Source organism: Methylotuvimicrobium buryatense (assembly GCF_005931095.1).
Taxonomy (GTDB): domain Bacteria; phylum Pseudomonadota; class Gammaproteobacteria; order Methylococcales; family Methylomonadaceae; genus Methylotuvimicrobium; species Methylotuvimicrobium buryatense.
Window position 1 is genome coordinate 4,318,531 of the sequence record NZ_CP035467.1, and the last position, 24,819, is coordinate 4,343,349.

Consider the following 24,819-nt stretch of genomic DNA (forward strand, 5'->3'; position numbering starts at 1 on the left):
ATAAAAAAGTAGACTAAAAACTTCAATTTTTAGTCCCTATCTTCATAATAAACCAGAAGAAACTTTAAATACCTATCGTAGATCAAAATTCGGCGCCGGGGCGTTCACCTAAGGACGCCGTGAATAGGCCCATGTAGGCTCTATGCCAGCTCCATGCTGGCAAAGCCTTTGTCGGACACCCCGGAGCCTCCTCGGGCACCGCCGAAACTTGAAGTGCAAAAGGTATAACAGCATGATTTTAAATGATAAAAATGTGTAGATACTTATACCCCATAAGTACTAATTTAAGGAAGGAACGCGTCATTCCGCCAGGGATTGGCGGAATCCAGGACCAAGGATGGCAATGCGTAGCACCACATCAATGCACCATGGATATCGACAACCCATACCGATATGACGAATAAAGCCATAAACGCACCATACTCCCTTTATACTCTAAAAATGGTTAGCTTTATGAAGGTATGAGGTGTGGCTAGCGAGGATGTCGCAGATTTTAGGGAGGAGAATAGGCTCTAATCTGGCGCTTATGACTCTACCCCTTTGAATAAAGTTATTCATTAAAAAAACTTCACCTAACCCCTCGGCAACTGCTCCTGCGTTCTACCTCTAGTTGTCCATGCCGTCGTCTTTTTAAAAGAGGAGGACTAAATATTTACCAAAACCGATTGCCGGACCAGACAATTCCTCCATTCTAAAGCTTGAGTGACTTCACCATACAGCTGCGTGAGTTACGAGCGAACTATTCGAATAACCCAAGTAAGCATCGAGTTAATTCTCATTATTTATGTTTCTTTTTAGAACAATAGCTTACTATAAACAACAACATACTTTTTAGCATAAATCTCCCCCCCTACCATTATGACATCTACGCTCATTTTAATTTAAATGTTGCATAGATATTTTTGCCATGATATAAAAATACCGTGCTAAGCATTTAGTACTGTAATTTTATTAATATAAAAATAAATTCTTTTGGAGGATAGTATGAAAAAAGTTTTATCACTTTTAGCTATGGCATTAATGATCGTTGGTTTAACAGGCTGCCTGGACGATCCTGATAGCTCCAAACAAAAAGTTGAAAATACAACTATTAGATTGTAAGCTTTGACCTAATGAATCCAGCTTGTTTTCAAATAAGCTGGATTCATATTCAATTTTAGCTTTCTCAACTCCATACAATCATCTCGTCACCTTATTCCTCTCCCTGCTCCTTCCGCAATTTTTCTTAGAAATATTCTCCTCAGCTTTCCAACTTTTTAATAGCCTTTACCGCGCTTCGAATTATATTTCTAATTCTTTAAGCAGGTTCCCATGCGATCAGCCCCATCTCCACATTAATTGCCGCAATAGTTTTCAATATATGTAGCGAATTAAGAGCCCATCCATAGAGCCCACCCATCAAAACTTTTAGACGTATACCCATCGTAGATCAAAATTCGGCCCCGTGATGTCCGTCAAAGAACGCCGTTAATACATACTAGCAGCCTCTATGCCACCTCCATGCTGGCCAAGCCTTTTCCGCACCCCCCGGCGCCTCCTCAAGCAGTGCCGAAATTTGACATAGGAAATATATAATTATTCCCTATATCCTAAATTTGATAGCTTAACCATTAAGCGCCTGAAGCTCATTAAGTCACTCACTATATTAACCGTGCAGTCCCGCTAACCTATCGGGCGAGCTAAATCTTTATAAGAACGGGCGTTGATTCAAAAAAATATGATTTTAGTTCTACCATGAAGAGTATGAATAACTTGAAGACACAGCGTATTCTATTTAATCGCGTTACTATACCCTTTGCTGGTCAAATTTCGGCGCAGGGGTGTTCGTCAATGGACGCCGTGAAACGTCCATGTAGGCTCTTGACAGCACCCCTGCTGTCAAGACCTTTGCCGAACACCCCGGCACCTCCACGCGTCAATGACGAAATTTGAAGTGCGATGGGTATAACCATTAACAGTCTATGTCATCATTATTGCCATTGGAGTGTTTGATTTGAAAATGCTGTATTACCGCATTGAGTTTATCTATTGAGTTCATTCGTGATATTGAGACCGCTCACAAAGCACTCAATTCTCTTCCCTTCATTATCCTCATGGCAATAAAAAACAAGCTATAAACATTGCGCTGCCCACCCCCATAAGAAGGCACACCAATTTATTGAATCAACTTCTTATTCTTTATGATCTTCATAGTGAATTTTTTCTAGATTTGCAGTCAAAAATTAGCTAACCTCATGAAGGTATAAGGCTTAGCTAGCAGCAATTCCCCATTTGGGGATCAAAAAGGGCGTGGGATGTGCTTGGCAAAGATGTAATGAATGCTGAGCATTCAAGAGCATTTTTCTGCTTTGAGTTGCCAACACTTACCCTTCAAGCCGCCGTTCACCCCTCCATAAGCGCCAACTTAGTGTCTACTCTATGGTGTATTTCGTGATTTTAGTGGCCTGACTTGCGAATTTAGGTTTTTTTGTTTAATACGGCGCTGTAGCGAAGCCTGAGTACTTCTCGTAATTTTCGAATGGCCGTTCTATTCGCTGACCTTATCTTTTCCACAATAAGGCGGGAAGGATAAACTGATTAGATAAACAATGCGTTAGATGGGATTCTGGTAACTGGAACACCGATTCTGGAAAATCCGGAAAGTGTTCAGTTTGGGCCAGAATATACACATAGATCATTGGCTCACCAAGACGGTTAGCGAGAATGTTTATAATTTCTTGAAATGCTTTATGAACTCCATCAACTTCATGGTTAAACTTCCGAATTTAGGTTTAACGGTTTTTCAACCAAATGGGAGTAATACCCGTCGTAGATCAAAATTCGGCGCCTGGGTGTCCGCTAAAGGGCGCCGTGAAACGTTCATGTAGCCCCTATCCCAGCTCCATGCTGGCAAAGCCTTTATCGGACACCCAGGCTCCTCCTCTGGCACTGCCGAAATTTGAAGTGCAAAAGACATACACACCATACGCATCAAGCTACTCCCTTTATACTCAAAAAATGGTTAGCTTTATGAAGATATTGGGTGCAGCTAGCGAGGATGTCGGCAGGCATACCCCACACTCTAAAATCGGCGAAACTGCTCAAACTGGGAATTGCTGCCTCGATAGACATATCCCATACCTTTTATTCTTAGGCGGTTTTTCAATCAAAAGGGAGTAAAACACCCAATACATATCCACTCTTTCCAAGTTGCTATTAAATCACTTAGGAACGAGCATGAAATAACTTAGACAACTGTTGGAAGGGGGTTTGGTGGCTCGATTGACAGGTGTCGGCGGCAGGGATAGCCACCGTCAAGCCTACAGGGACGTATTCACGGCGTCCTGTCAAGCGAGTCACCAAACCGCCACAAAGCCTACTACTTGTATAAGTTATTTTGTGCATATTCCTTACCCCTTATGCAGCGCAGAGGAATACGAAAACGGTATGCTCCGACTACATCACATGTCAACTGCTCTTTTATGACAACTCTCCACTGGTTTTTCTACTTAACCCCTTAGCCAGTCGCGCATTCAAGCTAAATCAAACACTCTCACTTTTTCGATACAAATAAAAAAGCCCCCGTGCTTTTCAGCACGAGGGCTTTAACCCTACTTAGTCTATATAATTAGACCAAGCTATTCATTAGATGAATGTTGGGATCAATGGTGCATCTACCATTACCATTTGACGGTTGCCGTCTTCATCGATGAAGAACAACAGACCCGCGAAACGGCTGTCTGGATCGTAGATCAAGTCAGCTAAACGGTAAACTTCCCATGCTGCGTCAGAAGCAGTAACTTCAACTGTTCTTGTTTCGCCTGGAGCCAGCGGGCTGTTATCGCTAACAGTCAAACCGTCTTCGGCTAACAAATCATCTGGATAGTTAGTGTCGTCTTCGTACACTTCAGAATCCAAGAAACGAACAGCAGCTGTGTTGAACTCAGCCAAACGAACTGCAGAATCACCGTTGTTAACGAGTTCCAAAGTCATTTGCATTGCACGACCTGGTACACGGTAAGAAGCGTCAACAACTTTTACAGAAACTGTAGGTTGTGGAAGTTCTAAAGATTTAATACCGCGCATCAAACCTGCTTGCAATGGAGTCGTAACAGGATATTTCTCGTTGGCTTGACCCATTGAGATAGCAACGATTGCCATAGTACCAGCAGCGAAAGCCATACCAACTTTTTTGTCAGTTGGTGTGATCAATGAATCGGCTTTACCAGCATCGACAGCTATTCTACGTGGAATGAATACAGGCTTGCGGCACCAGTATACCATCCAAGCAATACCCAAAACGTACCAGAACAAATGCCATCCATAGACACCGTCTAATGCATAGTTTTCCAGATCAATGGTTTCACCGGTCAAAGTAGTGATTGGGTTTCTGAAATCGCTCATTTTACCAGTAATAGTTACCCATTTACCTGGGCCAATGATAGGACCACCGCCTTGAACGTTCATCATAGTATGAACGTGCCAGTCACCTGGACGACGTGCTTTCAATAAAACTTTAAACTCATAAGTTTCGCCAAGTTCCAAAGTTACTGAACGAGGAACTAATTGACCACCGATCCAAGAACCTGCACGAATAAATACAGGACCAGGAATACCGATGTTCAAGAAAGAAACTTCTGGCTTATCGACAGTTTCCGGCCATCCCGCGAATACGTGGAATTTACCTGAAATTGACATAGTTTCATTGACTGCAACTTGGTCTTTAGACCAGTTCAAATCGAACCAGTGAATGGTCCGCATACGCATGAACGCCGCCTGTGATTTCTCACCATGAGCAGATGCTGTCGGAGTGTAAAACATCGCTGCCGTTACAGATACGAGCAGTGCGACAAAGGACAATTTAGCAACTTTGTCTTTTATTATTTTCATATATCCTCCTCTATTACAGAGAATTAATAGTTTTATAAGCATCCAGTAGATTCGAAATGAATATACCGTGGTTTTTTGATTATTAAGTTTGTATCAAGAACCTTGTACAAATTTTTCACTTCCGAACCATCTTCCGAAGAAGTGCCACAAGAAGTAAATCAAGATACTTACGAAACCAGAGAAGAACGCTGATACTGGAGCAACGTCTTTACCAAATGTTCTCAGTGTTCCTTTTTCAACCATACGGATGTACTCAGGAGTACCAGTTCTAACATAGTGGTAACCTTGAAGGTCAGCCAGAGTCATCATCATGCCGTTGTATTCAACAGGAACATGTAATGGAGCAATGATTGGCCAGTTACCTGGATAGAACAGTAAGCCCCAAGCCAAACCACCAACAACCGCAGTCAGAGTCATGCTGTTAGAAAGCATCAGGATAACGTCTAATACGATCGCACCTGGCATCAGGTTTGAAGGGAATACAAAGTTAACTGGGAAGTATGTCCATCCCCAGAAGTTGAAGTATCTGTTGATCCACTCACCGAGTAACAGACCTAAGATACACAGAGTTGCACCCCAAGCGATGCGATAGCGCCACCAAAGTACAGCTTGAACCGCAGCAGGGAAAGTAATTGAAACGATTGGCGCTACAGTTACCCATAGACGTCTATCTTTCCAATCGGTCCAGAAATCCCAGTCACCGCCAGTCAACATATAGTGGATATGATAACCACCGAGAACAACAAAAAACGCCGTAAAGAGAATCATGTAGTCGAACGTACGAGAAACTTTGACAGCTTCTGCGCGTGAACGAACAGCTGATTGAGATGCGCTCATTAGCTTACCTCCTAAAGGATTTAAAAATTATTATTTATTTTTACTATTTTCTGTATCGCTTCTTCAATGAAGAAGAAGCGACCAGGAGATAGTTTTTACAGACCTAACTTATGCTAAGTCTTTTTTCAGCAGCTTGGACAATGCGCCCAACTCGATGTTGATTACACCCAATACACCCAGAGCCGACCATCCGAAGAAGACGAAACCATAGTGCAGAGGAGCAACAAACAATTCTTCCATAAACCAGAAAGTATGACCCCACTCGTTCAAACCAACGTTTGGCAGAATCATGAATGGACCTACAACAACAACCAGGTATTGCAGAGACAAACCTTGTTGGTAAGTTGGAAGTCTTGTTTTAGCGTACAAGAAAGAAGCGCCACCAGTGATGATATAGATTGGGTAGCTCAAGTAGAACTCAATGATATGACTTGGAGTGAAGTCAGTATCACGTACGATGGTTTGATGCCATGTACCGTCTTGCTCTGTGAAGTAGCTAGCACCGAAGTAGATCGCGATGCCGTACATCATTAGCCATGTCCAGTGAGTAAAATGTCTTCTCAACTCTTCACGTGGAGTGATTGACATCACTTTACGATCACGAGTTTTCCAGATATAACCCCACAAGATAGAAGCTGTCAATACTTCCAGAACCATTTCGATGTACAGGAAGTTCATCCAGTAAGTTTCGAATTCCGGAGCGAAAGAGTCAAGACCGGCGGACCAGCCATAAACGCCTTCATACCAACGAACCCAAGCATAAAATACCAGGTACAAAGATGCACCGGCAATTATATTTTTTTTGTTCAAAAGTGGTGCTTCTGCAGCATCAGCTTTAACTGACTCAGTTGTAGCAGCCATTTCTACCTCCTAAAAAATTTTTAAAAACCCCGAAGGGCGGTTGTTTTAAAACATCCCTTTAACGCTTTTATTTAAGCTCTACCAGTCCAATTTGGTGCTGCTCAGTTTATCATTTCGAAAAGGCTTGTCAACTTAATTTATGACCGATCTAGTGCGCTATTAATCATTAGTTCTTTATCCACCCTGATTTTCATTTATCTTCCAGCCCTTAACCTCTTATTTATCGGTTGCTTACAAAAGCCTGTTTTTCGGATCATTTTCATTCCATTTCGATCATAGCAATGCCAAAAAATAACCTGATTAGCAAGTTTCTTCAGCTAAAGCCCAAAGATTCAGCATCTCCCTAGCAGGACGGAGTTCGTAAGCCATGCGCGTCAAGCTAAAAACGGCCAAGCCACATCACGCTCTTTCCCAAGATCCAGCTTAGGAAAGCCCCCCCCCCCGGAAGCTCCAGTTTCCTGAACAGGTTACCCAAGCTAGAGCTCTCATCGTTATACATAAGTGCCGGCACACTTGCTGAACTGAGTTTATCGAATCACTGGGAGCGTTGATGTTTGATAAATCTGTGGATATTGATCGTCATTGGTTTCGATAGTCGCGACGAAGGCGGCGATGAACGCTCTGTGGGAGCGATCCCCTGATCCGCGATTTCGAAGCCGGTTTCGTTGGGTGGCAATAAATGGCATCGAGGTCTCATTGGCTAAGATTGCAAAAGAGAAATTTTTGACTTATGTATAACGATGAGCGTTGGAGCTTGGGTAACAGCATATTTTAGTTTTTGCGACTACGACTGGACCCTGCTCCGACACCTGGCTTTGGCAAGCCGAAGCATCTTGCTAATCAGGAAAAATAAATAAGCTGTTAGGCAACATGCGCAAGAGGCGAAGGCAAACTTTCCATTTCCGACCGGGCATTTACACATACCTAATTAATGCTTCGTTATTCCGCTATGGACTGCCGTAACGACATATTGAGCTGGTAGTTATGACGTTACGGTAGCGATTATCAATTTTTTCAATGCCATAGTCGATTGCTTCGGTGACTATACAATCACCATCTTGGTGTCGACTCCCAAGAGCAAGGATTTCGTGATAACTATACCTTTCGCACTTCGAATTTCGGCATTGCTTAAGGAAGCGCCGAAATGTTCGGCAAAGGCTTTTCCGGCATGGATGCCGGCATAGAGCCTGCATGGGCGTATTCACAACGCCCTTTGACGGGCCCCCTGGTGCCGAAATAAAATCTTCGCGCTTATCGTCTTTTTTCGGACAGCTTGATTAAAAATTCAAGGCTTTATTCCATCTGCAAGTAATTAGCTATTGACTCAAGCATCACGCCTGATAAAAATGCTTAATGACAATTAGCTATCATTATTCTTGAGTCTTCATTGATCGACTTGTTTCAACTGTCCAGACTTGTTAACGACTTGCTACACTGACCGTTTTTTACGCTAACAGTCTAAAATCACAATACTTTTCATATTGTCAAATTGAGTTTCCTACAGCCTGAATTCTGTTAGAATCGCATTTGTTTTCATAACCCCATATACTAAAAACCTCAATGAAAAATTTTAAATTCTTGTTTATTATCATCGGCTTCATCGGGCTTATCTTATTTCAGCGTGAAGCCATCATGCCTTTTGTACATAAAGTAGTCAGCTCCGACCTTTTTCTCGTTGACTCACAGGACATCGGTGATTTAGAAAGCATTTCCAATGAAATGACCGATCTTGCTTTTACCTTCTGTAACAACTATATAAAAGAAGAGCTTGATACTAAGTATTCGGCATTCTTTTCGGCACAGCCGCTTAATGCATGGGGCATCGGCAACTATCAATATGTCATCAATGCGGAAGTTGAAATAGCGAGCCCTGACACGGCAAGCATAACAAGAAGATATGCTTGCCGGATAAAATACAAAAAAGGCGATGATCAATCGGGCATTTTGAATACTGACAATTGGTCGGTTGACGGATTATCGGGCATTGACGAGCTATAAACCGATAAGCGCCTCCTCAACCCAATTCGCCGCAAAAAAAATGCCCTCTTTTAGAGGGCATTTTTTTGCCGATTTTTAAATCATGCCTATCGCACGTCAAATTTCGGCATCGGCCAAGCAGTATCCGGGGCGAATCGCAAAGACTTCAGCCTCGCGCCTAGAATCATAACGTTCTTTGATAGAGGTATTTACTGCCTTCTTGACCTCCCGACGCCGAAACTTGGCTGGCACAGTAAATAATCTTATTCTTCATGCACACTAAAAACCTGCTTACGGCTTTCCTTATCGAAAGCAATGACTTTATAAGCGTCTTTGCGATCGCCCATTTCCATTCCAGGCGTCCCGACAGGCATCCCCGGTACGGCAATACCTGAAACATCGGATTTTAAACTCAAGAGCTTTTCGATATCTTCGGCAGGCACATGACCTTCGATCACATAATCGCCCACTATCGCCGTATGACAGGAAGCCAACTCGCTGGGAACCCCATATTTACGTTTAACCGAGTCCACATCGTGAACAATATTGTCAATCACATTAAAGTTATTATCCTTAAGATGTTTGACCCATTTTCCACAACATCCACACGAAGGACTTCGATAAACCACAACATCCTTAACCTCTCCAATTTCAGACCGAGCTAAGCTTCCGGCAAAAACAAAAGGCAACATAATCATTATCGCCGATATTTTTTTCATTAATTACTCCTATGGAATCGACAAGAAATTATTTTTCATTTGACCTCACCCAACTTTTTCCCGCCTCGGAGAATGCATACCCATTGCGCTTCAAATTTGGGCATTGACGCATGGAGGCACCGGGGTGTTCGGCAAAGGCTTTGCCAGCATGGAGCTGGCATAGAGCCTACATGGACGTATTCACGGCGTCCTTTGACGAACACCTCGGCGCCGAATTTTGATCTCCGATGGGTAAATAGGTAGCCTCACTATTTATTCGTGAAGCAGATCACCCGTCATGGTCGCAATTATGTTTCTAGCACCCGCATCTTCCCGATGCTCGCACAAATAAATGCCTTGCCATGTACCCAACAGCATTCGACCCGAACCAACCGGTATCGTCAACTGGCAACCGATCATAATATTTTTTAAATGCGCCGGCATATCATCACTCCCTTCGAGCGTATGCCTATAATAAGGTTCATTTTCCGGGACCGTTTTGGAAAAATAAGCCTCCATATCCATTCTGACATCGGGATCGGCATTTTCATTAATCGCCAACGATGCCGAAGTATGCTGTATAAATAGATGTAATAACCCGCACTTCATCGCGCCTATCTCAGGAAAGCCTTGACGAATTTCATGCGAGATTAAATGAAAGCCGCGTTTTTTTGAGCTTATTTTAATTTGCTTTTGAATCCACATGACTTGTTTACTCGCTCGGGATTAATTTTTAGGAACGAACATGAAATAGCTTCGACAACTTCTGGGAGGGGTTCGGTCAGCAATTCCCAATTTGGAGATCAAAAAGGGTGTGGGGTATGCTTGGCGAGGATGTCGGCAGCAGGACAGACTTTTGCTCCTGCAAAATCTGCATTCATCCTAAAAAGAGCAGTTGAGATCCTCAAACTACCGTTCGCCCTGAACTTGTCGAAGGGTGAACGGTAGTTTGAGGCTTCACCAGGCCGGTGAACGTGTTGTAGACCCTTCATGCTTCGACTTTACTCAGCACGAACGGTCTACAACACATGCCAACTGCTCTTTTTAGGTTCATGCCATCCATGCCAATCAGATTCCGCCGTCAAGCCTACATGGAAGTATTCACGGCATCCTGTCAAACGAGTCACCGAATCGCCGAAAAGCCTATTAGGAACGAGCATGAAATAACTTAGACAACTGTTGGAGGAGGTTTGGTGGCTCGATTGACAGGTGTCGGCGACAGGGATAGCCGCCGTCAAGCCTACATGGACGTATTCACGGCGTCCTGTCAAGCGAGTCACCAAACCGCCACAAAGCCTACTACTTGTATAAGTTACTTTGTGCATATTCCTTAATAATCCAACTCAGCCCGATTTTTTCGGCATCGCTTGCCAAGTTCCGAGCAATTCAGACATCTTTTCTGCAGGAATCGGGCGACTGAATAAATATCCTTGTAATCGCTCGCAGTCTTGGTTACGCAAAAAATCCATTTGCTCGGAATTTTCCACGCCTTCGGCGACACTACTTAACTGCATATTACGCGCAAGATTAATGACCGCCGAAGCGATGGAGGCATCCACCGAATCGCGGGGCAAATTCAACACGAAATCATGACTGATTTTTAGGGTATCGATCGGAAAATGCTTTAAATACCCCAAAGATGAAACCCCCGTGCCGAAATCGTCGATTGCCACCTTGACGCCCATTCGCTTTAGCTTGTGCAGAATTTCAACTGCCGAATCGACGCTCTCCATAACCATGCTTTCGGTCAATTCCAACTCCAACAACTCAGGTGGTAAATCAAGCTCTTGTAAAATCTGCGCGATTCTTTCTACTAAATCGGCTTGATGAAATTGCCTTGCGGATAAATTAACCGCCATCGTCATGGCCGGATAACCGGCATCAAGCCATTCTTTCATTTGCCGGCAAGCGGTTTCTAAAACCCATTCGCCAACCGGAACGATTAAACCGGTCTCTTCCAGCAAAGGAATGAATCCGCCCGGAGAAACCAAGCCAAGCTCCGGACTTTGCCAACGAATCAACGCCTCGACACCGGTCACAGCCCCACTTTGAACATCAATCTGAGGTTGATAGTACAGCCTGAATTCTTCCCTTTCCAACGCTCTTCGCAAATTTGTTTCGAGCATCAACCGCTCATACGCTGCGGCATTCATATCCGCCGTATAATATTGATAGTTATTGCGGCCTTGCTTTTTCGCATGATACATGGCGACATCGGCCTGCTCTAACAATTTACTTCGATCGTTATTGAGTCCCGGATAAAATGTAATTCCGATACTCGTGGTGACGAAGACCTCATGCCCGCCCACGCAAAACACCGAAGACAAGGCTTGAATAATCTTTTGCGCCACATGCTCAACATCTTCTTCATGCGTCATGCTCGATAAAACAACCGCAAACTCATCACCGCCCAAACGGGCAATCGTATCGGTTTCGCGCGCACATCGACGAAGACGCTCGGCAACCGCAACCAAAAGCTCGTCGCCAATCGGGTGACCGAGCGTATCGTTGATTAATTTAAACCGATCCAAGTCCAAAAACATTACGGCAATCATGCTCTTTCCGCGCTGCGCTTGCAGAATGCCTTGCGCCAATCGGTCTTGAAATAATAAGCGATTGGGAAGCCCGGTTAACGGATCGTGATGCGCCAGATAATTTAACCTTTCTTCGGATAATTTAAGTTCGGTAATTTCTGTAAATACCGCGACATAATGTCCGATTTTATCATCCGCTATGTTGGGTACCGCGCTGATATTAACCCAGGCTGGAAACACCTCACCGCTTTTACGACGATTCCATATCTCTCCTCGCCATTGACCGGTTTTATTGAGAATATCCCATAATTGACGAAAAAAAGCCTTACTATGACGCTCCGACTCGAACATCGTAGGCGTACACCCGACTATTTCCTCGGTACTATAGCCTGTGATTTCGCAAAATGCCTCGTTGACGCTGATGATATTAGTTTTGGCATCTGTAATCATGATGCCTTCGAGCGTACTTTCGAATACCGTGGCCGCTAAACGAAGTTTTAATTCGGTCCGTTTACGTTCTATCGCATAATGCAGCGAACGGTGCAAAAGCCCGCTGCTCAATTCGCTCTTGACTAGATAATCTTGAGCCCCCGCCTGCGCCAAATCCATTGCCAGCTCTTGATCGTCGGTCCCGGTCAAGACAATGATCGGCAGACTCGGCGCAACTCGATTCAAGCGTCGAAAGGTTTCCTGTCCAAAGGCATCCGGCAACGACAAGTCGAGTAAGGCAATATCGAACTCCCTACTTTTCAGAGCCTCAAGCGCATCGCCTAATCGCTCCAAATGAAATAAATGAATCTGATCGGTGCTATTTTCGCTCAACAATTCACGCAGCAATATCGCATCCGGCTTATGATCCTCAATTAGTAAAATTTTCATTTTAACGGATAGCCATATTAGTCTTGCGGACTCAAGAAATCATGCCGAGCCATTAATTCGGTCGCCTCGTCAACCGGGAGAGGCTTACTATAGAGATGTCCCTGCACCTCGTCGCAAGCGATTCGGCGAGCCCAATCGAGTTGGTCCTGAGTTTCAATACCTCCAGCCAAGCCTTTGATATTGAATACGTGAGCAATTTCGATAGCTGCCTTGGCTATCGCCGTTTCAGCCGAGTCAGATGACGCCTGGGCAATCAACGCATGGTCAATTTTAATGGCGTGAATCGGAAAGCGCGTTAACGTTTTAAAAGAAATCGATCCACTACCGAAATGATCCAACGACAATTTCACACCGGCTTTGCTTAATCGGTCAAGCACGATAACGGAACGCGCCTCTTCTTCCCATAGAGTCTCTTCGTTAAAACCCAACTCAACCAAAGCCGGATTCACACTTAACTGATCAATAGCACCCAATACACCATCGGCAAAACCATTATGACGAAATTGTTTTGCCGATATATTGATCGACACCGTCAATGTCGGAAAACCTTGGTCTTGCCAAACTTTGCATTGCTCGCAGGCTTTCCGGATGACCCATTCGCCGATAGGAACGATGAGACCGGTATCTTCTAAATCCTGCATAAACGAGGACGGCGTCAAAACTCCCTGATTGGGATGGCGCCAACGCAACAAAGCTTCCATACCAATGATCTTTCCGCTATGCACGTCGACTTCCGGCTGGTAATACAACTCGAACTCGCCGTTTTCGTGGGCTCGCTTAAGTTGATGAACTTTTTTTACCTCATGCTGGACCTTGGCAGTCATTGCCGCCGAATAAAAACAAAACCGGCTGATTTTTTCGCTGCCCGACTCTTTGGCTTTGTACATTGCCGAATCGGCCGCCCCGATTAGCTTGTCCAATTCATCGCTATCATCGGGATAGGTTGCGATTCCCAAACTGGCGCGAATGACCATCACGGAACCGCCAAGCTGAAACGGCTCGACCAAAGCCTTCAAAATCTTATCGGCAATCAAGGCGGCTTCCTCTGCGTTATTCAAACCATTGAGGATAATCGTAAATTCATCGCCTCCCATTCTGGCCACGCAATCGCTAGCGCGCACACTACCGGATAAACGTTTCGCAACATTTTTGAGCAATTCGTCGCCGGCATGATGCCCCAAAGAATCATTAACTTGTTTAAAGTCGTTCAGATCGAGAAAAATCAATGCCAATGATTTTTTCGAACGCTTTGCTCCGATGACATCATGCTTCAACCTATCGTAAAACAACTTTCGATTGGCCAGTCCTGTCAATACATCGTAATGAGCCAAATATTGCAATTGCTCCATCAAGCGTTTTCGTTCCATCGCATAACAGATCGCCCGCCTGAGTAACATCCCCGAAATACCCTGTTTGACCAGGAAATCCTGTGCACCCAATTGTACCGAGCGTATCGCCAGCATTTCATCTTCCTCGGCGCTGAGTACGACTATCGGAATCATAGGTGCGGCAGCATGTACTCGAATCAAGGTATCGATCCCGTTACCATCCGGCAGCCCTAAATCGAGCAATATCGCCATGATGCCGCCTTTCGACAAAAGAGGAAAAGCATCGCTTAGCTGCCCGACTCTAATCAATTCAAAAGGCTGCTGATGCTCATCACTCGACTCCAGCAATACTTGAACTAATTTAACATCGCCCGGATTATCCTCTATCAGCAATACTTTAGCGGCAACCTGGCTCATCATTATTCCTCTATTTCGGAAGGCAACTTGACGATTGTCAACCAAAACGTTTCGATGGATTGCACCACCTTGACAAATTGTTCTAAATCCACCGGCTTGTTGACATAACAATTGACATGCAGATCATAAGTTCTCAAAACGTCCTGTTCGGCTTCGGAAGAGGTAATAATGACAACCGGAATTCGCTTTAGACTCGGGTCGGCTTTAATTTCTTCCAAGACTTCGCGCCCGTTTTTTTTGGGTAAATTGAGATCGAGCAGAATAACATCGGGCCTTGGCGCTTCGGCATATTTTCCCTGCCGCCTCAAAAAAGCCATTGCTTCCTCGCCATCGCCGACCACGTTCAAATTATTTTTGACTTTACTCTCTGTCAAAGCCTCTTTAGTCAAGCGCACATCGCCCGGATTATCCTCTACCAGCAAAAACTCCGCAGCACGGCCAATCTCTTCCAGACTCATTGGTTCACTTCCTCGCTTTTGATTTTAGGTAATATCACAATAAAAGTAGCGCCCTGATCGGGCTCCGATTCGACGCTAATCGTTCCTCCGTGTCGCTCGACGATCTTTTTGCAGATCGCAAGGCCGATTCCGGTTCCGGGATAATCCTCCTTCGTATGCAGGCGTTGAAAAATTACAAAAATACGCTCAAAAAATTCAGGCGCTATTCCGATTCCGTTATCGTTTAATTCGACTCGCCAAAAATCGTCCGAGCATGATACCGAAATATTTATTTTCGGTGATGCTTCGCCACGGAACTTGATCGCATTAGCGATCAAGTTTTGAAACAATTGAGTCAATTGGACAGTATCGCCCAAGATAGTAGGCAGGGTTGGCCGAACGATTTCCGCGCCGCTTTCCTCGACAGCAAGCCGTAAATTATCCAAGGCCTTTTGCAACACGATTTCAAGACTCACCAGCTCGAACGGTTTCACACGCGTTCCAACTCTGGAATATGCCAACAAATCGTTGATCAGGGTTTGCATTCGTGTCGCGCCATCGACCGCATAATGAATAAACTCGTCGGCATCGGCATCCAGCTTACCCTCATACCGGCGCGCCAATAATTGCGTAAAACTGGCCACCATGCGCAGCGGTTCTTGTAAGTCATGCGATGCAACATAGGCAAATTGCTCCAATTCTTTATTGGATCTTGCCAACTCCTCGGTACGTTGCTGCAATGCTTCTTGCGCTAAGCGATAAGCGCTAATATCGGAAAATTCGATGACAAAATGAGTCACCCGATTATTATCATCCATCACTGCACTGACATTAACCCAGGCTGGAAACGATTTTCCGTCACGTTTTTGCAAATACGTTTCGCCTTGCCAAGGCGATCCGACGTTAATGCCCTGCCAGTAGTCGACAAACACGTTCCGCTCTTGCGGCGCCAATAAAGTTGTCACCGGCAAACGCAATAATTCCTCATGCGAATAGCCCGCAATCGACGAAACTTTACGGTTTGCATGCAGGATGCGCCCTCGAGTATCGCTAATTAGCACTCCCTCGACATTGCTTTCGAACACTTGAGCCATGAGCCTGAGCATATCGTGATCGGCCTGAAAATACGCGTCGATCGCCAATTCAATATCGAACAAAATAACTTTGATAACGGCCAACAAAGCCGCAAAACACTCCTTGTCTTCTGTATGCGGTGTGTGTTGCATTTGCTCGAAAAGCCAAGCCAAGTAAAAATGATAAGCGCCAATATACCATTGCGGCTTCAAACCGATGCGATGATGCGTTGCGCCGATTTGCACCCTATCCTTGACATAATCGTGGTCATATCGACCTTCAATTAAACGTTCGAAATAGGCAGCTTGTTTTGTTTTCAAGCGTTCGACTTGTTCGGGATCCGATAAAAGCCTGCTCGTTTCCTCAAACTGTAACATTTGCACGTAAAATTCATCGAGAAAGTCCATGCGAATGCCTTTCAACCGAACATGCAAGTTTTTTAGTAACTCGATATCGCGAGCCGACAATTGGATAAGCGCTAGACGATCGGAAAGTTCCTGATCGCTTATCGCTCTTACTGAATTTAAATCGTCCATAAATCAATTAAAGCAACATTCTCATGGTTATTTCAAAGGCCACTTTGTACATTTATTACGTCAAAAAAACCAGCAATGATTGATTTTTTTTGGCATGGGTTAACATTACACCCTTTGACAAGGCTCTCCTGAGCGCAGCCGAAGGGCTCAGGATGAACGGAAAAGTTCTTAACTTAATGGCAGTGAAGCAGAGAGTGGGAACGATAATTGCCGGGAGACTGAATAGTTACAAGCAATATTAATTCTCCGAGAGGATGAAAGCATCTTCAGGTCAATAGGATCGCAATCGGTGCATGCCAGCAATTCCCAGTTTGAGCAGTTTCGCCGATTTTAGGGTGTGGGGTATGCCTGTCGAGGAACGCCGTAAACCCATCCATAGGGGCTTGGCGGCAGCTCGAACGCCAAGGCTTTGACAGCAGGGATGCTGTCACAGAGCCTACAGGGACGTATTCACGGCGTCCTTTGACGGACATCCCGGCGCCGAAATTTGACCAGCAAAGGGTATAGCGAGGATGGCGTTCGAGTGCTACCGTCAAGCCTCCATGGATGGGTTAACGGCGTTCCTCGAAAGACACATCCCATACCTTTTATTCTTAGACGGTTTTTCGATCAAAAGGGAGTAAAACATAGGTTGTAAACAGCATTATGATGAGAGAGCTATTTTTTTTTCGCATGCTTGACCAGTCTTTGCTTTTTCTTGACTTGACGATCGGTCAACTTATTTTTGATTCCGGCGAACGGATTGACCGGCGATTTGAATTCGAGACGAATCGGCGTCCCTTTGAGCCCCAAACGATCACGGAAATAATTCATCAAAAACCGTTTATACGATCCCGGTAAAGCATCGGTTTGCGTACCGTGTATCACCACGACCGGAGGGTTTCTGCCTCCTTGATGCGCATATTTCAGCTTAATGCGCCGTCCATTAACCAGCGGCGGTTGGTGTGTGGTCACCGCATCCTTCAATAAGTTGGTCAGCACCGGAGTCGACATATCGATCATCGCCGCATCATATAATTCATGCACGACATCGAACAATTTACCGACTCCACTTCCGTGCAAAGCGGAAATCGGATGCTTTTGCGCAAAATCGACGAAAGACAGCTTAATATCCAGTTGCCGTTTGATCAGATCCTTTTGATCGACGCCCAACCCGTCCCATTTATTCAAGCCGATAATCAATGCCCGCCCTGCTTCCAAGACTAGCCCCAACAAATGCGCATCCTGATCGGTCACGCCTTCGGCGGCATCGATCAAATAAATGACCACATTGGCTTTTTCGATCGCTTGCAATGATTTAATGACACTGAACTTTTCAACGGTCAGTGCAATTTTAGACCGCCGCCGCATCCCGGCCGTATCGATCAGCGTAAATTTTTGACCGTTACGCTCAAACGGAATATAGATGCTATCGCGAGTCGTACCCGGCTCATCGAAAACGACGACCCTCTCTTCCCCCAATAACCTATTAACCAGCGTCGATTTACCGACATTAGGCCGTCCGACGATTGCAATGCCGATTCCGGCATCGACCTCGGTCTCGTCCGCCTCGGTCATAGGCAGCAATTCATCGACATGCGCCAATAACTCGAAAACGCCGCGCCCGTGTGTCGCGGCGACCTTATAAGGCTCGCCGAGCGCCAGCGCATAAAAATCGGCGACAGCCGCATTCGCATCGACGCCGTCGATTTTATTGACGACTAAGACGACCGGCTTATCGAGTCTTCTAAGATTTTCGGCAATGCTTTGATCGGAGGCATTGAGTCCTTCGCGGGCATCGACGATAAAAAAAACCACGTCGGCCTCTTCGAGCGCGACTTGCACTTGCTTTTTGGCAAAGCTGTCGATACCGTCCGCGTCATCGGCAATCCCGCCGGTATCGACGACCAGACAATCGCGCTGACCTCGTTTGACTCGACCGTATTGCCGGTCGCGAGTCAACCCTGGATAATCGGCAACTAAAGCCTCGCGGCTTCGTGTTAAATAATTGAACAATGTCGATTTACCGACATTGGGGCGCCCGACTAGGGCAATCACAGGTAACATATTTATAATAACCGTGCCTTTAATGCGGCAAGAACGCCGTTTTTTGCATAGACATACAGCACGTCGTCAACGACGACCGGCTGCGCGTCGATCGCCGCATCGGTAATCCGAATGCGCCCCACCTGCCTGCCGTCGCTTTTAGACAACCAATGCAGATAACCTTCGAAATCGCCGACCACGACATAATTATCGTAGGCTACCGGCGCCGTTAGCTTTCGTTGATGTAAATCGCTTTGCTTCCATAATGAAGCGCCGTTACGCTGATCGAGTTGCCATACATCGCTGCTGACATCGCTAACATAAAGATAACGCCAATCATGACTCATACCGGTATAAGACGAAACATCGGCATTACGCCAAATAACATCGCCATTTTGCTCCAGCACCGCACTCGTTCCACCACGATAACTGGCAATAAAAATCACGCCATCGGTTGCGACCGGGTCGACAACTAAATCGACCAGTCTTTCAATTTCAGTTCGCCCGCCCGGAATTGCAATACTGGTTTCCCAAATATGCTTACCGTCGGTTAGCCTCAACGACAATAATTTTCCATTCGCAAACCCGCAGATAACATTTTCATTGAGCACGATTGGCGCGCCGGTGCCGCGGATACTTAACGCAGGGACGCTAAGCTCGTATTCCCAAAGCGTGGCGCCATCGGTTTCATTCAACGCCATCACTCTACCGTCGGTCGTTCTGACGACAATAACGCCTTGGGAAATTACCGGAACCGAAATCACTTCGCTCGAAACCGGAACGGTCCAGCGTACCGAACCATTGGCCATGTTCAGCGCCACAACATTGCCGTCGTTGGTACCGAGCACGACGGTCGAATCGGAAACGCCCGGCCCTCCGGCAAATTTAGCCTCGGTATCGGCTTCCCAAATCTCGTCGCCGGTTTTCAAATCCAACGCCAATACAAGTCCTTTAGTATCGGCGGCAATAATTTTTCCCTCATGTACCGCTGGAATCAACTTTAAAAACTTCTCGCCGGATCCCGAACCGACCGACTCTTTCCATAGATACTCTAATTCAATTTCAGGCTCATACTGGGTCAGTTCGCTCGGCGGGTCGGTGTTGTCCTCACCGCCTAAAAAATAATCGGTAATCCCGCTTAACGATTCCAGGGCCGTACACCCCGCCACGCTCAAGCCAAACAGAGCAACAAGTAAAAGTCTCATTTATTGCTTAACAATGATTTCAGCTTCAGTTATGTCATCCAGCTTAAATTGCAACAACGGCGATTTATGCCCGCTACGCAATGCGGCTTGATAAGCCGTCCGCGCCTCTCCCAACCGCTCAAGCGCAACATACAAATCGCCTTTCAGCTCGTCATAAGCACCGGAGAACCCGTCACTGTATTTTGCTTCGGCAATCATTTGTAAACCCTGTTCATACTCGCCCTTTGCCAGCAAAATACGAATCAAGCCGAGCCTTGCAACTTGAGCAATTTCGTCGCTGCCCTTTTTTGCAACTGCTTCGAGACTTTGTTTTGCAGCGGCTAAATCACCCTGCTGCACTTTGTTTTTTGCATTGAATAGCCCAGCGTAATCGCTGTAAGCAGTACCACCGAATTGGTCCTGTATCCGTTCGGCGATTTTTTCGGCAGATTCCAAATTACCTTCAGTTTGCGCGTTCAGTAATTGCGCATACAAAGCCGATGCTTGCAAAGCCTGGCTTTGCTTATAATCCTGCCAAATATTCCAGCCGACGATAATCACAACACCGACAATCACGCCGGTAATCGTAGAGCGTCCATTTTCTTTCCACCAACGTTTAAGGGCTTCGACCTGTTCTTCTTCTGTTTCGTAAATTGCCATAAATACTCTATCGTGCTTTTGCTAAAAATTAGTGATTGCTCAGATTTTTTGAATTGGTTTTGTTCGTTGACTATTTTAATTGAACACGGACATTACTGACTTGAACGATCAGCGCTCTTATGCGGGACGGGGCTTACAACCCCGTCCTGAACGTTTCGACTGTGGCTAAAACAATTCGAAACTTTGGGGACGGGTTAAATAACCCGTCCCGCACGGGGTTCCCATGCAGAGGATCACTGCCATTAAGTTAAGCCGTCACAGAGATAAGTAATGCTTGCATTCAGGCTCTAATGTGCCTCAAAAGCTTGCCATCCATGGCACTGGATTCCGCCAGTCCATGGCGGAATGACGGGCTTACCTTAACTTAATGGCAGTGATACAGAGGTTGGGAACCATTTGAGGTGCTTAATTTATGACCAAATCCTAAGCACAATCAGCGTTCTATTTAATGAGACGCAATCCGTAAACTTTGTCTTATCCGATTCCTGCCTTACCAGCAATTCAAAAACGACTTTTTAAAAATTCCAAAGCTTGCTGCAGCGGCAGATTTTGCTGTTCTTGATTCTGACGCAGCGCTTTAATACCCACTTCTCCACGCACCGCTTCATCGTCACCGATGATCAAAGCATATTCGGCGCCGCTTTTATCGGCTTTCTTGAATTGACTTTTAAAACTGCCGCCGCCGCAATTAATTTGCAGTCTTAATCCGGGCAACTCATTGCGAATAGTCTCGGCCCATTCCATGCTAATTCGCTCTGCTTGTTCGCCGACTCGAATCATATAAACGTCGACTACCGGTTTGATCGGCAAATTCGGCAAAGTTTCCATCAAAGCCAAAATACGCTCCATACCCATCGCAAAGCCGACCGCATGATTGGCTTTTCCGCCCAATTGCTCGATTAAACCGTCATAACGACCGCCCGCACAGATCGTGCCTTGCGCGCCTAATTCGGCCGTCACCCATTCGAAAACAGTCTTACTGTAATAATCGAGGCCTCGCACCAAACGAGTATTCAGGACAAATTCTATACCCAATGTCTTCAAAGTCTCGGTTAACGACTTGAAATGCGCTTGACTATCGCTGCCCAAAAAGTCGGTCAATTCGGGCGCATTAGCGATCAACTCGCGCATCCCTTCATTCTTAGTGTCAAGAATCCGTAGTGGATTCGTGTGCAAACGCCGGCGACTATCTTCGTCGAGTAATTCAAGATGCTCGCTGAAATAATCGACCAACTTCTCGCGGTATACCAACCTTTCTTCGATTGTACCGAGCGTATTAAGCTGCAATTCGACTTTATCGGCAATTCCTAAGCGCTGCCAAAATCGATGGCTCAGCAAAATCAATTCCGCATCGATATCGGGCCCCGGCATACCATAAGCTTCGACGCCCAATTGGTAAAACTGGCGGTAACGGCCTTTCTGCGGACGTTCATGCCGAAACATCGGCCCGTAATACCATAACCGATGCATTTGATTATGCAATAAGCCATGCTCGAGCGAGGCTCTCAAACAACCTGCCGTGCCTTCGGGGCGTAGCGTCAACGAATCGCCGTTACGGTCGTCGAAGGTATACATTTCTTTTTCGACAATATCGGTCACCTCGCCGATCGAGCGCTTGAATAATTCGGTTTTTTCGACGATCGGCAACCTTATTTCGCTGTACCCGTAGGATCCTAGCACTTCCGAAATTATCCGTTCGGCATACTGCCAAAGCGGCGATTGATCCGGCAGAATGTCATGCATTCCACGGATTGCCTGAATATTATTTGCCATGTTTTAATTTTTCTTGCGTTGAATAAATCCGCTGAGTCTCTTCCGCCAACGGAAATGATTCCATCAATTGACTTTTGTATCGCTCGGCGATCTCTTGATTGCCGAGCGCCCGTTCGGTTTGGTAGGCATACCACAGCGCTTCAGCTGATTGCCGGGAAACATTACTATAACGCTCATAAAACCCCTTCGCCGCCCAATAATCGCCATTTTGATAACTGAGCTTTTGCATCGCTTGAAGCGCCGGCGCATAATTGGGTTGCCGCTGTAATGCCTGCCTCAGGTAGGCTTCGGCCATCGTCGACTTCTTTTGCGTCAATGCGCAACGCCCTGCATTCGTTGCCGCAAGCCACTGGCGATTATTCAAAGGACTGCGCACCGCCTTTTCCAGATAAGCCATGCCTTCCTGGTATTCGCCTCGTTCGCAAAGAAAACGCCCGAAATTATTCAATACGCTCAAATCCTCGGCATCCAATTTCAAGGCGTACTCATAGCTTTCCCGGGCCGACTCCTCATCATTAAGCTTTTCATACAAAAATGCCAAGGCATTATGTGCCTCGACATTTTTTGAATTTAAATCGACAGATCGCTCCAAATGCTGCTTAGCAATGGCCAGTTTATCCATGCTCATATAGCGGACCCCCAATTGTAATTGGGTATCGGCGGCTTCCACTTTGTCACCGCGAGAATCGAACAAAGAACATGCAGGCATTGCAAGCAACACACTGACTACCGAAACCAAGCGGCAAAATAGAGCCATCCTATGCGGCACGTTCAGATCCTGCCAACTGTAATTTTAAGTGTCGGCGGCTTTTATCCTGAACTTTGCCGACCAACTGCCCGCAGGCGGCGTCGATATCATCGCCGCGCGTCTTTCTAATCGTCGTGACCATGCCGGCATTATGCAAAACAGCGCGAAAACGATCGATTGCATCGCTGCTCGAACAACGATAGGACGAATTCGGAAAAGGATTGAAAGGAATCAAATTAATTTTCGACGGTACGGTTTTCAATAGCCTGATCATTGCTTTAGCATCCTGCACCGAATCATTAATGCCTTCGAGCATCACATATTCGAAAGTAATCCTACGACGCGGGGAACTTTTAACATTATCGCGGCAAGCCGCCAGCAATTCCTTTAACGGGTATTTCTTATTGATCGGCACCAACTCGTCGCGCAGTTCGTCGGTCACAGCGTGCAATGACACCGCTAGACTAACATCGCAAACTTCGGTCAAACGGTACATCGCCGGCACGATGCCGGACGTACTGATCGTCACGCGCCGCTTCGACAAACCATAGGCGAAATCGTCCATCATCAGATTCATTGCCGCTACGACATTGTCGAAATTAAGCAAGGGCTCGCCCATGCCCATCATCACGACGTTGGTGATTTTTTGTGCCGAACCCAAACGCTTTTGCGCGGCGAACAACTGACCGATAATCTCGGCCGTCGTCAGATTTCGGTTAAACCCTTGCTGAGCGGTCGAACAAAAAGTACACGCCAATGCGCAACCGATTTGCGAAGATACGCACAAGGTACCCCGCCCTTCTTCCGGTATAAATACCGTTTCGATACGGTTTCCGCAAGAAGTCTCCAAGACCCATTTACGCGTGCCGTCCGAAGCGAGTTGTTCGAGCACGATTTCAGGCGTATCGAGCGAGCATTGTTCGGCTAACTGCGTGCGCAAGGCCTTACTCAGATTGCTCATTTGAGAAAAATCCTCGACGCCTTCCTGGTAAATCCATTTGAGCAATTGCGTCGCGCGAAAAGGCTTTTCGCCGATTTCGACGAAAAAGGCTTCGAGCCCTTTTCTGTCGAAATCGAGTAGATTGATCTTGTTCAGTTTAGCGGGTGCGAGGGCAAAGTTCATTTTCTGTAAAAAAGAAAGCGATTTCTTGCTGAGCGGTTTCAGTCGCATCGGAACCGTGTACGGCATTAGCGTCGATGCTGTCGGCGAAATCGGCGCGAATCGTTCCGGGCGCCGCTTCTTTAGGATTGGTCGCGCCCATTAAATCGCGGTTTTTCGCAATCGCATCTTCGCCTTCCAAAACCTGCATCATAACAGGACCCGTAATCATAAAATCGACCAAGTCTTTAAAGAAAGGACGCTCTTTATGAACGGCATAAAAACCTTCGGCCTGCTCGCGGGTCATGTGCAGCATTTTCGCGGCAATGATTTGCAAACCGTTTTTTTCAAAGCGACTGTAAATTTCGCCAATGACGTTTTTCGCAACTGCATCAGGCTTAATGATTGAAAAAGTACGTTCTATTGCCATTCTTAAATAACTCCAAATTATATTAAAAAAATTAAACTACCAAATACCTATCCGATAGTGTGATCGCTTTTCTATCGTTCCCACGCTCCAGCGTGGGAACGTAGGCCGAGACGCTCTTGCGTTTCGTACCGCTGGAGCGGTACTCAGGCATTCCCACGCAGAGCGTTCATCGTTATACATAAAATGCGCATTACCATCTTGCCATCTTAGCTAATGCGACTTCGATAACATTTATTGTCACTTAGCGCGCCCGACTTCGAAATCGAGACGAAGGCGTCGCTCCCACAAGGGGGCGGATGCTTCTGTGGGAGCGATCCCATGATCGCGATTTCGAAGCCACTGCCGTTCAATATCCGCAGATTTGTCAAACCGCACCGTTCCCGGATATTCGATAGCCTCTGTTTCACTCGTTCCCAAGCTCCAGCTTGGGAATGCAGTACGAGAAGCTCCAGC

At 46.0% G+C, this 24,819-nt stretch carries 17 protein-coding genes; 1 reads left to right on the plus strand and 16 read right to left on the minus strand.

Annotated elements, in window-relative coordinates; genetic code table 11:
* Positions 1–3,624 precede the first annotated feature (3,624 nt).
* From amoB to amoC, 3 genes are all read right to left on the minus strand, one after another.
* Complete coding sequence (amoB, locus tag EQU24_RS19305) at positions 3,625–4,869, minus strand: bacterial ammonia monooxygenase, subunit AmoB (RefSeq protein ID WP_017841994.1); 1,245 nt, start codon at positions 4,867–4,869, stop codon at positions 3,625–3,627.
* A 93-nt stretch (positions 4,870–4,962) separates the two neighbouring features.
* On the minus strand, positions 4,963–5,706 hold the full coding sequence (gene amoA / locus EQU24_RS19310; RefSeq protein WP_017841993.1) for a bacterial ammonia monooxygenase, subunit AmoA: 744 nt from the start codon (positions 5,704–5,706) through the stop codon (positions 4,963–4,965).
* A 108-nt stretch (positions 5,707–5,814) separates the two neighbouring features.
* Complete coding sequence (gene amoC, locus EQU24_RS19315) at positions 5,815–6,567, minus strand: bacterial ammonia monooxygenase, subunit AmoC (protein ID WP_017841992.1); 753 nt, start codon at positions 6,565–6,567, stop codon at positions 5,815–5,817.
* 1,560 nt (positions 6,568–8,127) lie between these two features.
* Between amoC and EQU24_RS19320 the strand changes: the two genes are divergently transcribed.
* Complete coding sequence (locus EQU24_RS19320) at positions 8,128–8,565, plus strand: hypothetical protein (RefSeq protein WP_017841990.1); 438 nt, start codon at positions 8,128–8,130, stop codon at positions 8,563–8,565.
* Positions 8,566–8,807: 242 nt separating this feature from the next.
* Here the strand turns inward: EQU24_RS19320 and EQU24_RS19325 are convergent, their stop codons facing one another.
* From EQU24_RS19325 to ndk, 13 genes are all read right to left on the minus strand, one after another.
* Positions 8,808–9,263, minus strand: a complete 456-nt coding sequence (locus EQU24_RS19325) for a DUF411 domain-containing protein (protein ID WP_017841989.1) — start codon at positions 9,261–9,263, stop codon at positions 8,808–8,810.
* Positions 9,264–9,515: 252 nt separating this feature from the next.
* Entirely contained in the window at positions 9,516–9,947 is a 432-nt protein-coding gene (locus tag EQU24_RS19330) for a secondary thiamine-phosphate synthase enzyme YjbQ (RefSeq protein ID WP_017841988.1), read from the minus strand.
* Positions 9,948–10,585: 638 nt separating this feature from the next.
* Entirely contained in the window at positions 10,586–12,655 is a 2,070-nt protein-coding gene (locus EQU24_RS19340; RefSeq protein ID WP_017841987.1) for a putative bifunctional diguanylate cyclase/phosphodiesterase, read from the minus strand.
* Between the two features lie 17 nt (positions 12,656–12,672).
* On the minus strand, positions 12,673–14,403 hold the full coding sequence (locus EQU24_RS19345) for a GGDEF/EAL domain-containing response regulator (RefSeq protein WP_017841986.1): 1,731 nt from the start codon (positions 14,401–14,403) through the stop codon (positions 12,673–12,675).
* Positions 14,403–14,858, minus strand: a complete 456-nt coding sequence (locus EQU24_RS19350) for a response regulator (protein ID WP_017841985.1) — start codon at positions 14,856–14,858, stop codon at positions 14,403–14,405. Before EQU24_RS19350 ends, EQU24_RS19345 begins: the two co-directional genes overlap by 1 nt.
* Complete coding sequence (locus EQU24_RS19355) at positions 14,855–16,447, minus strand: sensor histidine kinase (protein WP_017841984.1); 1,593 nt, start codon at positions 16,445–16,447, stop codon at positions 14,855–14,857. Before EQU24_RS19355 ends, EQU24_RS19350 begins: the two co-directional genes overlap by 4 nt.
* Before the next feature lie 657 nt (positions 16,448–17,104).
* Positions 17,105–18,493 carry a ribosome biogenesis GTPase Der gene (gene der, locus EQU24_RS19360; RefSeq protein ID WP_017841983.1) on the minus strand — a complete coding sequence of 463 codons (1,389 nt, stop codon included), beginning with the start codon at positions 18,491–18,493 and terminating at the stop codon, positions 17,105–17,107.
* A 2-nt stretch (positions 18,494–18,495) separates the two neighbouring features.
* Positions 18,496–19,677: an outer membrane protein assembly factor BamB gene (bamB, locus tag EQU24_RS19365; RefSeq protein ID WP_017841982.1), complete on the minus strand. Its 1,182-nt coding sequence runs from the start codon at positions 19,675–19,677 to the stop codon at positions 18,496–18,498.
* Positions 19,678–20,316, minus strand: coding sequence for a tetratricopeptide repeat protein (locus tag EQU24_RS19370; RefSeq protein WP_017841981.1), 639 nt, complete (start codon positions 20,314–20,316; stop codon positions 19,678–19,680).
* Between the two features lie 501 nt (positions 20,317–20,817).
* Positions 20,818–22,089, minus strand: a complete 1,272-nt coding sequence (hisS, locus tag EQU24_RS19375; RefSeq protein ID WP_026130313.1) for a histidine--tRNA ligase — start codon at positions 22,087–22,089, stop codon at positions 20,818–20,820.
* A complete protein-coding gene (pilW, locus tag EQU24_RS19380) occupies positions 22,079–22,858 on the minus strand; it encodes a type IV pilus biogenesis/stability protein PilW (RefSeq protein WP_235726426.1) in 780 nt (259 codons plus the stop codon). The genes hisS and pilW overlap by 11 nt, the downstream gene beginning before the upstream one ends.
* Positions 22,848–23,960 carry a dual-specificity RNA methyltransferase RlmN gene (rlmN, locus tag EQU24_RS19385; protein ID WP_017841978.1) on the minus strand — a complete coding sequence of 371 codons (1,113 nt, stop codon included), beginning with the start codon at positions 23,958–23,960 and terminating at the stop codon, positions 22,848–22,850. The genes pilW and rlmN overlap by 11 nt, the downstream gene beginning before the upstream one ends.
* Positions 23,935–24,366, minus strand: a complete 432-nt coding sequence (gene ndk / locus EQU24_RS19390) for a nucleoside-diphosphate kinase (protein ID WP_017841977.1) — start codon at positions 24,364–24,366, stop codon at positions 23,935–23,937. The genes rlmN and ndk overlap by 26 nt, the downstream gene beginning before the upstream one ends.
* Positions 24,367–24,819: the final 453 nt, after the last annotated feature.

Bases quoted from the DNA above. Each gene is read 5' to 3' on its own strand.
- EQU24_RS19350 (WP_017841985.1), bottom strand. From the start codon at position 14,858: ATGAGTCTGGAAGAGATTGGCCGTGCTGCGGAGTTTTTGCTGGTAGAG.
- amoA (WP_017841993.1), bottom strand. From the start codon at position 5,706: ATGAGCGCATCTCAATCAGCTGTTCGTTCACGCGCAGAAGCTGTCAAA.
- ndk (WP_017841977.1), bottom strand. From the start codon at position 24,366: ATGGCAATAGAACGTACTTTTTCAATCATTAAGCCTGATGCAGTTGCG.
- EQU24_RS19345 (WP_017841986.1), bottom strand. From the start codon at position 14,403: ATGATGAGCCAGGTTGCCGCTAAAGTATTGCTGATAGAGGATAATCCG.
- der (WP_017841983.1), bottom strand. From the start codon at position 18,493: ATGTTACCTGTGATTGCCCTAGTCGGGCGCCCCAATGTCGGTAAATCG.
- EQU24_RS19370 (WP_017841981.1), bottom strand. From the start codon at position 20,316: ATGGCAATTTACGAAACAGAAGAAGAACAGGTCGAAGCCCTTAAACGT.
- bamB (WP_017841982.1), bottom strand. From the start codon at position 19,677: ATGAGACTTTTACTTGTTGCTCTGTTTGGCTTGAGCGTGGCGGGGTGT.
- EQU24_RS19340 (WP_017841987.1), bottom strand. From the start codon at position 12,655: ATGAAAATTTTACTAATTGAGGATCATAAGCCGGATGCGATATTGCTG.
- rlmN (WP_017841978.1), bottom strand. From the start codon at position 23,960: ATGAACTTTGCCCTCGCACCCGCTAAACTGAACAAGATCAATCTACTC.
- amoC (WP_017841992.1), bottom strand. From the start codon at position 6,567: ATGGCTGCTACAACTGAGTCAGTTAAAGCTGATGCTGCAGAAGCACCA.
- amoB (WP_017841994.1), bottom strand. From the start codon at position 4,869: ATGAAAATAATAAAAGACAAAGTTGCTAAATTGTCCTTTGTCGCACTG.
- EQU24_RS19325 (WP_017841989.1), bottom strand. From the start codon at position 9,263: ATGAAAAAAATATCGGCGATAATGATTATGTTGCCTTTTGTTTTTGCC.
- hisS (WP_026130313.1), bottom strand. From the start codon at position 22,089: ATGGCAAATAATATTCAGGCAATCCGTGGAATGCATGACATTCTGCCG.
- EQU24_RS19355 (WP_017841984.1), bottom strand. From the start codon at position 16,447: ATGGACGATTTAAATTCAGTAAGAGCGATAAGCGATCAGGAACTTTCC.
- EQU24_RS19330 (WP_017841988.1), bottom strand. From the start codon at position 9,947: ATGTGGATTCAAAAGCAAATTAAAATAAGCTCAAAAAAACGCGGCTTT.
- EQU24_RS19320 (WP_017841990.1), top strand. From the start codon at position 8,128: ATGAAAAATTTTAAATTCTTGTTTATTATCATCGGCTTCATCGGGCTT.